We start from the raw sequence: 13,840 nt of genomic DNA, 5'->3' as shown, positions 1-13,840 counted from the left end.
TGGATCTTGTTAAGACTTGTTTTGACTTAAAATTATTCTGATACGGTCAAGTTTGAAACATCAATGCCCAATTTTTCTGCCATATCTGTATTCACATGCAATTCAACTGTCTCTGGATATTCAACAGCAACTTCAGCTGGATCTGCACCTTCAATAATCTTAATGGCCATTTTTGCAGTCTGACGACCAAGTGCCTCATAGTTGGTTCCGTAAGTTAAGAGACCACCTTGATCCACCATATCCGTTGAACCACCGATAACAGGTACCTTGTACTGAACAGACAATTCACCAATCATTGTCATCGTTGAAGCTACCGTATTATCTGTTGGAACAAAGACTGCATCAACATCTTTCATCAAGCTAGTTGCGGCATCCTGTACTTCGTTTGTTGATGAAATACCTTTCAAAATAACTTTATAGCCCGCTTTTTCAAGCAATTCCTGTGCTTCTTCTACTTGTACTTCTGAATTGCGTTCACTCGTTGTGTAAAGAATCCCAACTGTCTTAGCATCTGGGACTGCTTGTCCAAGAAGCTCAACCTGTTTGTCAATTGGTGCTTGGTCTGATGTTCCTGTCAACAAACCGCCTGGCTTTTCGATAGTTTCTACCAAGTCAGCTGACAGTGGATCAGTCACTGCAGTGAAAAGGACTGGAGTTTCCGTCGAAACAGTTGCTAAACTCTGAGCAGCAGGAGTCGCAATAGCAAGAATAATATCGTTATCTCCCACCAACTGCTCTGAAATAGTCTGTAAGTTGGCTTGATCTCCCTGAGCATTTTGATAATCCAAGGTAATCTTGTCGCCTTCTGTATAACCATTGGCTTCCAACTCTGCTATAAAGCCTTCGCGTGCCGCTGTTAAGGAATCATGTTCCATATACTGTAAAATTCCTACCTTAACAGTATCATCTGAACCAGTGCTACTAGATGAGCACGCTGCCAAAGCAATTGCACTCAAGCCCACAAGAGAAATTCCCGCTATTTTTTTCACTAATTTTTTATACGAATACATAGTAATCTCCTTTATTCTGCTAATGCTTTAATGGTTTCAGGATCAATTCCTAGAGCTGCTGCCATTTCTTCATTGACAGCAATCGCTGCTGTTTCAGGTTTTTCAACTGCCAATTCTGCAGGGTCTGCTCCTTCTAAGATTTGAACAGCTAATTCACCTGCTTGTTTGCCAATTGCCTTGTAGTCAACACCGTAGGTGAAGAGGGCCGCATCCAACACAGCTTCATCACTTGCCATTGCTGGAACTTTTGCTTCCAAGAGAATTTCTCCGATTGTTGAAGCTGTCGAGGCAACGGTATTATCTGTCGGTAGGTAAATGGCATCCACCTGACCTGCTAAGGAAGTCATAACCTGTTGCACATCATTGGTAGAGGTAACGGTCTTAACAACTACTTTCACACCAGCTGCTTCCAAGGCTGTTTGAGCTGTCTTGGCTTGCACTTCTGAGTTGACCTCGCTTGAGTTGTAGAAAATTCCAACTGTTTTAGCATCTGGTACAACCTTCAACAACATCTCGATTTGACCTTCTACATCTGTCGCATCAATGGAACCTGTCATGTTGCCACCAGGAACTTCTAAAGAAGCGACCAAACCTGCTTCAACTGGATCCGTAACTGCGGTAAAAACAGATGGCGTTTCCGCATCTACACCTAAAAGCGCCTGAGCTGCAGGTGTTGCAATAGCAAAGTTAATGTCATTTTCACCAGCTAGCTGATCAACCATTGTTTGCAAGTTTGCTTGATCTCCTTGAGCATTCTGATAATCAACTGTCAAATTTTCACCTTCAACATAACCCGCTTCGGCTAAAGCTTCCAAAAAGCCCTCCCGTGATGCTGACAATGCATCATGTTCAGCATACTGGATAATCCCCAAGCGAACAGAGTCTGAACTAGATGAACTGGAACTACAAGCTGCTAAACCTGCAACCGTTAGGGTTACCAGTGCTGAAAATATGGACACTTTTTTAAACCATTTTTTTGTAAACATATTCTTCTCCTAATTATTATTCACTTATTACTGTTTCAATACTTGAAACATCTATACCAAGAATCCCTGCCGTTTCTTCGTTGATTGCAATCGAAGCTTCGGCTGGTGTCTCAACAGGTAGATCTGATGGATCTGCCCCCTCTAAAATCTTAACTGCTAAATTGCCGGCCTGTTTCCCAAGTGCATGATAATCAACGCTATAAGTAAAGAGAACAGCATCTAAAATAGCCTTATCTGAGCCAATCGCAGGAACTTTCGCCTCTTTCAACACCTCCTCAATCGTTGCTGCTGTTGATGAAACCGTATTATCTGTCGGAAAATAAACGGCATCCACCTGACTTGCTAGAGAAGTCATGACTTGTTGCACATCGTTGGTAGAGGTAACTGTTTTAACAACTGGTGTAACACCTTTTTCTTCCAAGGCCTTGATTGCTCGCTGAGCTTGAATTTCCGAGTTGACCTCACTTGAATTATAGAAAATACCAACTTTTTCAGCATCTGGAACAACTTTTAGCAACATCTCAATCTGTTCCGCAGTATTCGATACATTACTAGCTCCAGTGATATTACCCCCGGGACTTTCAAAAGATTCAACTATTCCTGCTTCAACAGGTGCAGCAACAGCCGCAAACACCGCAGGCGTTTCTGAATCGACATTGAGAAGAGCCTGAGCAGCTGGCGTAGCAATCGCATAGTTCAAATTATTTTCTCCAACAAATTGAGTTACCATTGTCTGAAGATTAGCTTGATCTCCTTGCGCATTCTGATAATCAATCGTTAAATTCTCTCCTTCAATATAACCAGCTTCTGCCAGTGCTTCAATAAAGCCTTCTCGTGATGCTGTTAAAGCATCATGTTCAGCATATTGAATAATCCCCACTTTAACTGATTCTGATTCTGACGAGTTTGAACCACAAGCCACCAACGTAACTGCCGATAAAAATGCGACAGACCCTACAAGAATATTCCTAAACCCCATATTTCATCTCCTTTTACCATATAGATTAGAAATGATGTCATTCTCGTCTAACACTCGAATGGGATCCAAGAAACAAAAACGGGACCTGTTTAGCTATATCTAAACGGGTCCCATTTCACTGTAAATTAAAAACAGAGTATCTTGTTGGCCTGTCTAGATATGTCATCTATGCAGGCAATGTCAAAACAACTACAGCCACATAGATACAAACATTACGTTCCCGTGTTTGCATCCATGTTTCCAATGTCTACAAACACTATCTAAAGTAGCCGTAGAAATACAAATGATTAGCTGATTGTATTTGACAAGTCAACAACATACTGTGTCTCCGTTTCTCATTTCTTTAGGTTAGTTAAAATAATAAAACTTTTTAATGAGTTTGTCAAGAACTTTTATAGATAAATTGTCAGATTTTTTCAACTTTTTTGAAAATACTGTGATTTTCCATTGAAAAAAGTAGCCTTTCGGCCACTTTTCTACAATAATTCGTTCAAGGGCTGGAAAATAATTCGTTCCAAATCTGCTACGTAGGTTCCTAACTGTTGTTGCTTGCTGAAGTATTCTGTTAAAAGTGAGTTGGCTTGTACCTGCTTATTGAAATCCAACATCTTCTTCTGTACATCTTCTCCTGGAATCTCGCCAGCTTGTAGCTGGGCTTGAATTTCTTTTTGGAAGGCCACGTAGCTTTCTAAGATTTCCTTAGCTTCAGAATTAGCATCAATGGAAACCTTGACAGCTTCTACTGCCTTGTATTCAGGCAAGTTTCGAATCGCACGCTCCAATTGATTGGCGATATCATAGATATTTGTTGACATAGCATTCTCCTATTCTATGAAGACAGGGTAGCTGGTCTTTTGGCTAATTCGTTCAAAAGCTGCTAGCTGATCTTCTTTATTTTTTAACGTAATTTGTAAAATACCGTGGATGTCTTCACGATTTTCCTCATTAATACGGACGTTGACCACAGAGATTCCTCGGAGGATTTCCAAGATTTTGAGAATTGTATCCTCTTGGTCTGGTACGTTAATGAAAATGTCGTAGAAGGAATCAACACCTGCACGCTTATGGATTTCCATTTCTTTACGTGTCCGTCGTCCCTGATCAAAAAACTTCCAAATCGCATCTTCATCCGCATCGCGCATGAGCTGAGCAACCTGATCCAAACGACCTTTAAACTCTTCCAAACGCTCCAAAATGGTTTCACGATTGGTCATAAGGATACTGGTCCACATTCCTGGCTCACTCTCTGCAATACGTGTCATGTCACGAAAACCTCCAGCTGCAAAGTTATTTGTCAGAGGGTGGTCCATGGCATAGCTACCAGCTTGATTCATCAGACTAGAAGCTAAGATATGAGGAAAGTGAGATACCTGACTAGTCACACGATCATGCTCCACAGCATCAACCTCAATAAAGCGAGCATGAAGACCTGACAATAAATCTGTCAAGCGTGGAATTGCATCTTTCTGTGTTAATATACTTGGTGTGAAAATAAAGTAGGCATTCTCAAAGAGATTTACATCCGCTGCGATCGCGCCTGATTTATGACTACCGGCCATGGGATGACTGCCGATAAAGTTTACACTTTTTTTCGCAAGATACTTTTCTGCTGCTGCAACAATCTCAGACTTTGTAGAGCCGGCATCGGTCACTAAGACCTTGTCTTTCAAGTCAAGATGAGCCAGTTCCTCAATGAAGGAAATCGTCTGTTTGATTGGAACACAGAGGAAAATTACATCTGCCTGACCTGCAAAATCTGAAAAGCAATCTGTTACTTGATCGACAATTCCCTGTTCCAAGGCAATTCGTCGCGATTCTTCTCCACGATTATACCCTAAAATCCGATAATCTGGATGATCTCTCCGAATGCCCAAAGCCAAGGAGGAGCCTATCAAGCCTAGACCTGCAATATATATCGTCTTTGTCATCTAGACTCCTAAAAATTCTTTACATAGTCACGGTGGCTGGCTACTGCTACCTTTAATTCTTCCATGTTATCAGAAGAGAATTTCTCCAAAATTTCTGTCGCAAGAACTGTTGCCACAACTGATTCCATCACCACACCAGCAGCTGGTAAAGCAGTCGGATCCGAGCGCTCTACTGTCGCTTTATAAGGTTCATGAGTCTCAATATCAACAGACATCAAAGGCTTATAAAGAGTTGGAATAGGCTTCATGACACCACGAACCACAATAGGTTCACCATTGGTCATCCCACCTTCAAATCCACCTAGGTTATTGGTGCGACGAGTATATCCATCTTCTTTCGACCAAATAATCTCATCCATAACCTGGCTTCCCTTGAGATAACCAGCTTGGAACCCAACTCCAAATTCAACACCCTTGAAAGCATTGATAGAAACAACAGCTTGGGCCAACTTAGCATCTAGCTTTTTATCCCATTGGACATAAGAACCTAGACCAACTGGAACTCCTCCAACGATAGTTTCTACCACACCACCAATGGTGTCACCATCACGCTTAATTTGATCAATATAGGCTTTGATTTCTTCTTCACGCTCCTGATTGACGATGGATACTTCTGACTGGGCAGCACGTTCACGGATTTCTGCCACGGTCAATCCTTCTGGTACATCAATTTCTTTACCACCAAAGACCACAACGTGATTGGCAATCTCGATATCTAGCTCTGCTAAAATACGTTTAGCAACCGCACCAACAGCAACCCGCATGGTTGTTTCACGCGCACTAGAACGCTCTAAGGAATTGCGTAAGTCGTCAAATCGATACTTCATACCTCCCACCAAATCAGCGTGTCCTGGACGAGGATGGGTAATTTTCCGCTTGGTCTTAAGTTTAGGATCAATGTCCTCAACAGCCATAATCTCCAACCATTTTTTGTGATCTTTATTGGTCACATTCAGAGTGATAGGCGCTCCTGTCGTTTTACCATGACGAACCCCAGCGGTAATCTCAACCTGATCTGTTTCAATCTGCATACGAGCGCCTCGCCCATAACCACCTTGACGACGCTTGAGGTCAGCATTGATATCCTCAGCAGTTAGAGGAAGGCCTGCTGGGACACCTTCAATTATTGCAGTAAGACGAGGCCCATGGGACTCGCCTGCTGTTAAATATCTCATTTATTTCTCCAAAATATCTAAAAATTTACGGGTATTGGCAAGCGAAATTTGTCCCGGTGCACTGGCTTCATCCAGACTAGCAAAGGTCCAACAAGATCCTGTGACCATACCTGCTATACGGGACAGCATGCCAATTTTTCCCATGGACATAGTTGCAAAAGTTTGCTCTGCATTTAAAGTTTTAAAACCTCGTGTATAGTTCATAACATCCAATGCATCCTGCTCGGTATTTGCCATCACTGCCATTTTTACCACTGCAGGAGACAAGCTGGTTAACTCAGACATAATTTCCATAAAATTCTCTGGTGTTTCCTCAAAGTTATGATAGCTGAGAACTAAGTTTGGAAAATCCAACATTTCCTCAAAAACAGCTTGATGTGAAAAGTATTCAAAATCGATGTAATCTGGCTGATACAACGTCGCGACTTCCTTGATAATTTTGACGTATTCTTCGTCAGTTAATTCAATTTCTCCTCCTTCTTTACGCGTTCGGATTGTAAAGACAATTTCTCGCCCGACAAATTTTTCAAATACTGCTGGAGCGACTGTCAAAATCTCTTCCTTAGGGAGATAATCTGCTCGCCACTCAATAATATCTGCGTCTTCTAAGCGCTCTAAATCGATAGCTGCAACTTCTTCTATTGATTTAGGCATGATTGGAACTACAATTTTCATTTTTCTACCTGTATTGTAAAGACCTTAAGGTAATTACTACTTTCATCATATTTATTAATTACAAAATCGCTGGGTAAACGATAAGTTTTCACATAGCGGTGCTTGCAACCAGCAAATCCTTTTTCAATCTCTTTTTTGAATCTGTCCAACGAAAGATTAGCTGCATTAGTTGATGCAATGATGATACCTCTTGGATTCAAAATTTCCAAAGATTGTGCAATCAGTTTATGATAATCTTTAGCAACAGAAAAAGTTTGTTTTTTATTACGAGCAAAACTAGGAGGATCAAGTACGATAATATCATAGGATAAGCCCTTACGCTTAGCATATTTAAAGTAGTCAAAAACATCCATGACTACAAACTGATGCGTATCACATTCTACTCCATTCACCTTAAAATGAGCTTGCGACAATTCTCGTGATCGCTTGGCCAAATCAACAGAAGTCGTTTCTCGTGCGCCACCCATAGCTGCTGCTATAGAGAACGCAGCAGTGTAGGAAAACATATTGAGCAGGCTTTTCCCAGCTACAAGACCATCTACCAAAGTTCCTCTGACATCATGCTGATCAAGAAAAATCCCGGTCATTAATCCGTCATCGAGAAAGACTTGATACTGGACACCATTTTCCCGAATAGTAAATACTTCTGGTGCTTCCTGACCAAATAAATGTGCTGAGTCAAAGTCCAATCCAGTGAAACGAATCTTCTCATAACCACCAGCAATCTCTGGATAGACCTGACCGAAAGCAGCTACAATTAGGGGCTTTAAGGTGTAAATATAGGAATTATACCAAGAAAAAAGTGCATAGTCATTATAAAGATCTACAGTCAAACCGCCAAAGCCATCACCATCTTGATTAAAAACCCGATAAGCTGTTGTCAATTCAGAAGTCTGAAAAACAGAACGTTTTTGCTTCGCCTTTTGAAATAAATCTACAAAGAAACTCTCATTTAAACTTACTTCATGCCGACTATAACACCAGCCAATTCCCTTGTTTTGTTTGGATAAATAAGCTTTTCCTAAAAAAATACCAGATTGAGAACGAAGAATAACTTCTTCATCTAAGTCTAAGTGAGCAGGAAAATCTTTACCATCAAGAACTTGTATTCCTTTTTGTAACTTTTTCTCCGCAGAGTAATTCAAGACTAGTTGCTTCATAGCATCATTATATCAAAAATCATGCTTTATCACAAAAAAACGGCTACACTACAAGTATATTTTGAAAATGTGATATAATGGATTAAAATTTATTGAATAGAGACAGTATGAGGTTTTACTTGTGGAAAAATTGAAATACTCCTTCCTAAAAGGAATCAATACAAGGTTAGGATTTATCCTATTTCTCCTTACCAGCTACTGGCTAAAAACAATGTGGGCCTACTTAATAGATTTCAATCTAGATACAAAAGGATTCTACCAAAATTTTATCGTCATTATTAATCCTATTCCTTTGGGACTATTCTTGATAGGACTAGCTCTCTATGCCAAGAATACAAAAATTTTTTACGGACTGGCAAATACAATCTACCTCTTACTTTTTGCTTGGCTTTTCTCTAACGCCGTTTATTATCGGGAATTTTCAGATTATATCTCTATTTCAACTATGATGGCTTCTTCCAGTGTATCCGCAGGATTGGGCGAGGCTGCTCTCAAGCTCTTTCGTATTGGGGATATTGTCTATTTCTTGGACTTTATATTCTTGTTTGTCCTCATCGCACGTAAAAAATTTATTCTTGATAACAGACCTTTTAATAAGCGTGCCAGCTTTGCTATCTCTGCTCTATCTGTGATGCTTTTTTCTGCAAATCTTTTCCTTGCAGAAATTGATCGACCGGAATTACTATCTCGTGGGTTCTCAAACACTTACATTGTTAGAGCATTAGGCCTACCTGCTTTTCTGGGTTACAATGCCACTCAGACCTACTCCGCTCACAAAGATCGATCTGAAGCAAGTGCAACAGATTTAGCTCCTGTTCAAGAATACGTTTCTTCTCACTATGCCGTCCCAAACGACCAGTACTTTGGAATCGCAAAAGGACGTAATGTGATCTACATCCATTTAGAGAGTCTGCAACAATTTATTATTGACTATAAACTCAATGTAGATGGTGTAGATTATGAGGTTACTCCTTTCCTCAATTCACTATATCATTCTAACTCTACGCTAGCTTTTTCAAATATCTTTAACCAAGTAAAAGCTGGTAAAACTTCTGATGCAGAGACTATGATTGAAACTTCATTATTCGGACTCAATCAAGGATCCTTCATGGTTCAATACGGTGGAACCAATACGCAACAAGCAGCTCCTTACATTCTTTCGCAAAATGGAGGATATACTTCAGCCGTTTTCCATGGAAACTCCGCTAGTTTCTGGAATCGAAATAACACCTACATGCAATGGGGCTACAACTACTTCTTCGACCAATCATATTTCTCTAAAGCCACAGAGGAAAATTCCTTCCAATATGGCCTCAATGACAAAATTATGTTCGCAGATTCTATACAATATTTAGAGCATATGCAACAGCCTTTCTATGCAAAATTCATTACTGTTTCTAATCATTATCCCTATACAACTAGTCTGATTGGGGATGAAAAAGGATTTCCTTTGGCCAATACTGATGACGAGACTATAAATGGTTACTTTGCCACTGCCAACTACCTTGACTCATCTATCAAATCCTTCTTTGATTACTTGAAAGCGACTGGTCTTTATGAAAATTCTATTATTATTCTATATGGAGACCACTATGGTATCTCTAATTCTCGCAATCCAGATCTCGCTCCTTTACTAAACAAAGACCCGCAAACCTGGTCAGACTTTGATAATGCCATGCTCCAACGCATTCCATACATGATTGTCATTCCCGGGATGACCAATGGGGGAATTTGGGATACTTTCGGAGGAGAAATCGATGCCCTCCCTACACTCGAACACCTATTAGGGATAAAACCAGATAACTACATTCAAGTAGGACAGGATCTCCTCTCTCCAGATAACAGTCAAATTGTAGCTCTTCGAACAGCTGGTAGCTTCATTACTCCAAAATATACTAGCTACGGCGGAAAACTTTACTTTACAGAGACAGGTGAAGAAATTACGAACCCTGATGAAACAACCCAGGAAGAAATTGAAAAAATTAAAGAAGTTGTAGCAGCACAACTGGCAGCTAGTGATGCTGTTCAAACAGGTGACTTGTTACGCTTCCTAAACAACGGACTTGATAAACTGGATACTAGCCAATTCTCGTATCTCGATGCCCTAGACCAAGAGTTAACAATTGAAAAAGAATTAGGTGATAAATCAACCAGTCTATACAGCCAGAACGGAAATACATCTACCGTGGACCTATTCAAGGCTCCAAGTTACTTAGAATTACACGGTAGTTCGACTTCTTCAACCTCAACTTCCAGCTCGACTTCAACCAGTACATCATCTAATAAAAAATAATCTTTCTCAAAACAAACAGATATAGAGAAATTCTCTACATCTGTTTGTTTTTATTTATACAATTCTCCAGTCTAATAGTTTTTCCAAACATAAAAAACTGGACACAAGTTTTTTCTCGCGCCTAGATTTAAAAATCGAGGGCTTAAACAGTCGATAGACCATGATTCGCTGTCAAATTTTTAGCTCATGATAAAAAGGTCCCCCGGACCTTAATTCGCTTTTTTGTTGTCAGGCTCATGATAAAAAGGTCCCCCGGACCTTAATTCGCTTTTTTGTTGTCAGGCTCATGATAAAAAGGTCCCCCGGACCTTTTTATTTACCTAATTTTGCTTTTGCTGCGTCAGCAAGTGCTGTGAATGCTGCAGCATCGTTTACTGCCAAGTCAGCAAGCATTTTACGGTTTACTTCAATTTCTGCCAATTTCAAACCGTGCATCAATTGTGAGTATGACAAACCGTTCATGCGAGCAGCCGCGTTGATACGAGTGATCCACAATTTACGGAAATCACGTTTTTTCTGACGACGGTCACGGTATGCATAGTAGTAAGAGTTCATTACTTGTTCTTTCGCAGTGCGGAACAAGAGATGTTTAGCTCCATAGTAACCTTTAGCTAATTTTAAAATACGTTTACGGCGTTTACGAGAAACAACGCCACCTTTAACACGTGCCATGTATATTTCCTCCGAATAGTTCTCTAATTTCTAATAATCGACTTATTTAAGTCCTGTAAGCATTGATTTGATACGCTTGAAGTCACCAGCATGTACCATACCTGCTTTACGAAGGTGACGACGTTGTTTTTTAGTTTTACCGTGGAAACGGTGTGAAGTATATGCGCGGAAGCGTTTCAAGCCACCAGAACCTGTACGTTTGAAACGTTTAGCTGATGCGCGGTGAGTTTTTTGTTTTGGCATGATATTCTCCTTTTGCTAAAAAGCTTATTTTTTGTCTGAAGCTGGGGCCAACTGCATAAACATTTGACGTCCGTCCATCTTAGCGCGTTGTTCAATAATCGCAATATCTTGTGTTGCTTCAGCGAACTCCGCTAATACTTTCGCTCCAACTTCCTTGTGGGTAATCATCCGACCTTTGAAGCGGATAGATACCTTGACTTTATTTCCTTTTTCAAGGAATTTACGGGCATTCCGAAGTTTGGTCTCAAAATCCCCTTTGTCAATAACTGGACTGAGACGAACTTCTTTCACAGTGACAACACTTTGTTTTTTGCGTTGTTCTTTCTGTTTCTTCTGGTACTCAAATTTGAACTTACCGTAGTCCATAATTTTCGCAACAGGCGGTTTAGCTTGCGGTTGAATCAATACTAAATCAACGTTAGCAGCGTCAGCTAATGACTGGGCTTCGTTCAGTGGTTTGATTCCTAACTGTTCACCGTCAAGACCAATTAGACGAACTTCACGCACTCGAATTTCATCATTGATGAACAAATCTTGCTTTGCTATGGCTTTTCACCTCATTTTATTTTTTTCGAGAAAAACGAAACGGACTTGCTACACAAGTCCGCACTACATCATTAGTCTTTCCGAAGAAATCTTGAACATGTAGGGCCAGACAACGTTAGTCGCAAGGCGAGAAGCTCTCACTTCTGCTTTTCTCAATGTGACTATTTTATCATGTCCAACTCTATCTGTCAAGAATTTCATTCGCTTTTTCTGAAATAAATGCCACCACACCGTCAATGGATACGCCTGTTGTATCAAATGTAATAGCATCTTCTGCCGCTTTCAAAGGGGATACTGCTCGATTAGAATCTTTAAAATCACGCGCCGCAATCTCCTCTTTCAAGGTTTCTAAGTCTGTCTCGATGCCACGTTCCGTATTTTCCTTAAAACGACGAAGAGCACGTTCTTCAACAGAAGCAATGAGGAAAATCTTAAGTTCCGCCTGAGGTAATACAACTGTACCAATGTCGCGACCATCCATGACAATACCTCCCGCTTGTGCAATCTGTTGTTGCAAATCAACCAGCTTTTCACGAACAGGAGCCAAAGCAGATACCCAAGATACGTTGTTGGTCACATCGTTATCTCGAATGGCCAGGCTGACATCACGTTGACCAAGAAAAACTTGTTGCTGACCATCGCTAGATCTCCCAAAAGAAATCGGTTCTTTATCCAATAAGGCAAGGAGAGCTTCTACCTCTTGTTCCCCTAATTTATTTTCCAAAGCAAGCAAGGTTACCGCACGATACATAGCTCCTGTATCAAGATAGGTATATCCGAAATTCTTAGCAATAATTTTCGCAACTGTAGACTTACCACTCGATGCTGGTCCATCTATAGCAATCTGAATCGACTTCATTTTTCCCCTTTACTTAATTCGCACTACATCTCCTGGATAGACCAACCAGGAACCTCCTGGTCCAACCATTTTATCTGGATTAAGACGTTCTAGCTCCTCAGCAGTAATACCTGCTCGCGCTGCTGTTTCTACAGAACCCTCACCTTCCAACACTACAATAGTATCCTCTTCTGAATAATCATCATAGCTCGTATCAGTACTCGAATCTTCGGTTACTTCAACACTTGATGAACTAGATTCCGTTGTAACTACGGTACTACTCGTACTTGCTTCAACAGCTGATGAACTAGCAGTATTGTAAAATTCATCACTTGATGATGTCTTACTACCACCATTAGATAAGTAAATCGCCAGAGCTGTAATCGCAACTGTAATTAAAATAAAAATGACAATCAAGACTGTAAAAAATTGAGAGCCTGACTTACTTACAGCTTTGGATCTACTTCTCCTTCTTCCCCCACTTGACTGATAAATTTCTTCATTCCATGGCTCTTGTGACATACCGTTTTTTCCCCTTGTCTTTTAATAGAATAATGTATAAAATAGATGTATGAAAATAAAACTATTTCCTGAAAAATGCATTGCTTGCGGTCTCTGCCAAACGTATTCATCAGCCTTTGATTACGATGACGATGGCATTGTCTTATTTTCCCAGAAACCTGGACTTTCTGCTGAATTTGAGGAAGATTCATCTCTCCTCTTAGCTACTAAATCTTGTCCAACTAAAGCCATCTCAGTGGAGTGATTCGTCTTTTTTGGAATAATATTCTTCAAAATAATCAACTTTAACCAAATGATCTGTTAAAACAATTTCACCTGAAAAATAAGTATTCAAGGCTAAAGCATTTATAAAATATTTCTTTGGCCATTTTCGCATATAGAAGATTTTGCCATCAGGAAATTCCTTGGAATAAATCTGAATAGACAAATGTGTGACCTCTATCTTATCAATCGAAGCAATCTCAATTTTTCGACTGATAAAGGGGTTGGCTGAAGAAATACGCAACTGCGACTCCTCAATGACAAAATAACGATGCAGTCCAGTACCAAATAACACAATGAATACAAGAAATAAGGTCAAAATCGTTATTGAAATCCTTGCTTTTTCTAATAGGAGTGACAAACTGATAAACACTGGAGTAATAGTTAAAGACCAATAAATAATAGCCCAAGATAACTCTGGTTGCCAATGATAACGAATACGACCGAATATAGTAATCATGCATCCCCTCCTTCTAAACATTTTAGCATAAAGTCACTTATTTTTCTATGAAAAGCTCTAGCTTTATAAAAATTTCCAATACAATACAAAAC

The 13,840-nt window shown here is 40.1% G+C and carries 16 protein-coding genes and 1 other annotated feature; of the genes, 2 read left to right on the top strand and 14 right to left on the bottom strand.

The annotated features are described in order from the left end of the window. Positions 1-32 precede the first annotated feature (32 nt). The 8 genes from AC4CS8_RS03865 to AC4CS8_RS03830 all read right to left on the bottom strand — a co-directional run bounded on the left by AC4CS8_RS03865 (position 33) and on the right by AC4CS8_RS03830 (position 7,913). Positions 33-1,010 carry an ABC transporter substrate binding protein gene (locus AC4CS8_RS03865; protein WP_493893629.1) on the bottom strand — a complete coding sequence of 326 codons (978 nt, stop codon included), beginning with the start codon at positions 1,008-1,010 and terminating at the stop codon, positions 33-35. Between the two features lie 11 nt (positions 1,011-1,021). After that, positions 1,022-1,996, bottom strand: a complete 975-nt coding sequence (locus tag AC4CS8_RS03860; RefSeq protein ID WP_493893628.1) for an ABC transporter substrate-binding protein — start codon at positions 1,994-1,996, stop codon at positions 1,022-1,024. A 16-nt stretch (positions 1,997-2,012) separates the two neighbouring features. After that, positions 2,013-2,975, bottom strand: a complete 963-nt coding sequence (locus tag AC4CS8_RS03855; protein ID WP_493893627.1) for an ABC transporter substrate-binding protein — start codon at positions 2,973-2,975, stop codon at positions 2,013-2,015. A gap of 476 nt (positions 2,976-3,451) precedes the next feature. Then, positions 3,452-3,790 (bottom strand): YlbF/YmcA family competence regulator, encoded by a 339-nt coding sequence (locus tag AC4CS8_RS03850; protein WP_493893626.1) that lies wholly within the window; start codon positions 3,788-3,790, stop codon positions 3,452-3,454. A 9-nt stretch (positions 3,791-3,799) separates the two neighbouring features. Beyond that, positions 3,800-4,903 carry a prephenate dehydrogenase gene (locus tag AC4CS8_RS03845; protein ID WP_493893625.1) on the bottom strand — a complete coding sequence of 368 codons (1,104 nt, stop codon included), beginning with the start codon at positions 4,901-4,903 and terminating at the stop codon, positions 3,800-3,802. Between the two features lie 8 nt (positions 4,904-4,911). Then, complete coding sequence (gene aroC, locus AC4CS8_RS03840) at positions 4,912-6,078, bottom strand: chorismate synthase (RefSeq protein WP_493893624.1); 1,167 nt, start codon at positions 6,076-6,078, stop codon at positions 4,912-4,914. Then, entirely contained in the window at positions 6,079-6,753 is a 675-nt protein-coding gene (gene aroD / locus AC4CS8_RS03835) for a type I 3-dehydroquinate dehydratase (RefSeq protein WP_493893623.1), read from the bottom strand. It abuts the gene before it with no gap. Further along, positions 6,750-7,913 (bottom strand): class I SAM-dependent rRNA methyltransferase, encoded by a 1,164-nt coding sequence (locus AC4CS8_RS03830; protein ID WP_493893622.1) that lies wholly within the window; start codon positions 7,911-7,913, stop codon positions 6,750-6,752. Before AC4CS8_RS03830 ends, aroD begins: the two co-directional genes overlap by 4 nt. A 121-nt stretch (positions 7,914-8,034) precedes the next feature. Between AC4CS8_RS03830 and AC4CS8_RS03825 the strand changes: the two genes are divergently transcribed. Beyond that, positions 8,035-10,206 (top strand): LTA synthase family protein, encoded by a 2,172-nt coding sequence (locus AC4CS8_RS03825; RefSeq protein WP_493893621.1) that lies wholly within the window; start codon positions 8,035-8,037, stop codon positions 10,204-10,206. Positions 10,207-10,518: 312 nt separating this feature from the next. Here the strand turns inward: AC4CS8_RS03825 and rplT are convergent, their stop codons facing one another. The 5 genes from rplT to AC4CS8_RS03800 form a co-directional block, all read right to left on the bottom strand. Beyond that, on the bottom strand, positions 10,519-10,878 hold the full coding sequence (gene rplT, locus AC4CS8_RS03820; protein ID WP_024531755.1) for a 50S ribosomal protein L20: 360 nt from the start codon (positions 10,876-10,878) through the stop codon (positions 10,519-10,521). Between the two features lie 42 nt (positions 10,879-10,920). Then, the gene (gene rpmI / locus AC4CS8_RS03815; protein ID WP_012027223.1) at positions 10,921-11,121 is read right to left on the bottom strand and encodes a 50S ribosomal protein L35; all 201 of its coding nucleotides are present in this window, start codon (positions 11,119-11,121) and stop codon (positions 10,921-10,923) included. A gap of 24 nt (positions 11,122-11,145) precedes the next feature. After that, entirely contained in the window at positions 11,146-11,667 is a 522-nt protein-coding gene (gene infC, locus AC4CS8_RS03810; protein WP_208562419.1) for a translation initiation factor IF-3, read from the bottom strand. Positions 11,668-11,692: 25 nt separating this feature from the next. Then, positions 11,693-11,822 (bottom strand) — a sequence feature (ribosomal protein L20 leader region). Between the two features lie 26 nt (positions 11,823-11,848). Beyond that, positions 11,849-12,526 carry a (d)CMP kinase gene (gene cmk / locus AC4CS8_RS03805; protein WP_493893620.1) on the bottom strand — a complete coding sequence of 226 codons (678 nt, stop codon included), beginning with the start codon at positions 12,524-12,526 and terminating at the stop codon, positions 11,849-11,851. A gap of 9 nt (positions 12,527-12,535) precedes the next feature. After that, positions 12,536-13,027 carry an SAG1386/EF1546 family surface-associated protein gene (locus tag AC4CS8_RS03800; protein WP_493893619.1) on the bottom strand — a complete coding sequence of 164 codons (492 nt, stop codon included), beginning with the start codon at positions 13,025-13,027 and terminating at the stop codon, positions 12,536-12,538. A gap of 49 nt (positions 13,028-13,076) precedes the next feature. Between AC4CS8_RS03800 and AC4CS8_RS03795 the strand changes: the two genes are divergently transcribed. Next, positions 13,077-13,271, top strand: coding sequence for a ferredoxin (locus AC4CS8_RS03795; RefSeq protein ID WP_493893618.1), 195 nt, complete (start codon positions 13,077-13,079; stop codon positions 13,269-13,271). Here AC4CS8_RS03795 and AC4CS8_RS03790 read toward each other — a convergent pair. Further along, positions 13,260-13,748, bottom strand: a complete 489-nt coding sequence (locus tag AC4CS8_RS03790; RefSeq protein WP_493893617.1) for an EbsA family protein — start codon at positions 13,746-13,748, stop codon at positions 13,260-13,262. The two genes, AC4CS8_RS03795 and AC4CS8_RS03790, sit on opposite strands and share 12 nt — an antisense overlap. Positions 13,749-13,840 lie beyond the last annotated feature (92 nt).

This window comes from Streptococcus sp. NSSLK0004, from assembly GCF_059039125.1.
The sequence above is the reverse complement of the archived record's forward strand: the minus strand, read 5'-3'. Positions and strand labels throughout refer to the sequence as shown.

Coding starts and splice junctions, on each gene's coding strand:
- AC4CS8_RS03845 (WP_493893625.1), bottom strand. CDS start 4,903: ATGACAAAGACGATATATATTGCAGGTCTAGGCTTGATAGGCTCCTCC.
- aroD (WP_493893623.1), bottom strand. CDS start 6,753: ATGAAAATTGTAGTTCCAATCATGCCTAAATCAATAGAAGAAGTTGCA.
- AC4CS8_RS03830 (WP_493893622.1), bottom strand. CDS start 7,913: ATGAAGCAACTAGTCTTGAATTACTCTGCGGAGAAAAAGTTACAAAAA.
- AC4CS8_RS03865 (WP_493893629.1), bottom strand. CDS start 1,010: ATGTATTCGTATAAAAAATTAGTGAAAAAAATAGCGGGAATTTCTCTT.
- cmk (WP_493893620.1), bottom strand. CDS start 12,526: ATGAAGTCGATTCAGATTGCTATAGATGGACCAGCATCGAGTGGTAAG.
- AC4CS8_RS03850 (WP_493893626.1), bottom strand. CDS start 3,790: ATGTCAACAAATATCTATGATATCGCCAATCAATTGGAGCGTGCGATT.
- AC4CS8_RS03855 (WP_493893627.1), bottom strand. CDS start 2,975: ATGGGGTTTAGGAATATTCTTGTAGGGTCTGTCGCATTTTTATCGGCA.
- rpmI (WP_012027223.1), bottom strand. CDS start 11,121: ATGCCAAAACAAAAAACTCACCGCGCATCAGCTAAACGTTTCAAACGT.
- AC4CS8_RS03800 (WP_493893619.1), bottom strand. CDS start 13,027: ATGTCACAAGAGCCATGGAATGAAGAAATTTATCAGTCAAGTGGGGGA.
- rplT (WP_024531755.1), bottom strand. CDS start 10,878: ATGGCACGTGTTAAAGGTGGCGTTGTTTCTCGTAAACGCCGTAAACGT.
- AC4CS8_RS03795 (WP_493893618.1), top strand. CDS start 13,077: ATGAAAATAAAACTATTTCCTGAAAAATGCATTGCTTGCGGTCTCTGC.
- aroC (WP_493893624.1), bottom strand. CDS start 6,078: ATGAGATATTTAACAGCAGGCGAGTCCCATGGGCCTCGTCTTACTGCA.
- AC4CS8_RS03860 (WP_493893628.1), bottom strand. CDS start 1,996: ATGTTTACAAAAAAATGGTTTAAAAAAGTGTCCATATTTTCAGCACTG.
- AC4CS8_RS03790 (WP_493893617.1), bottom strand. CDS start 13,748: ATGATTACTATATTCGGTCGTATTCGTTATCATTGGCAACCAGAGTTA.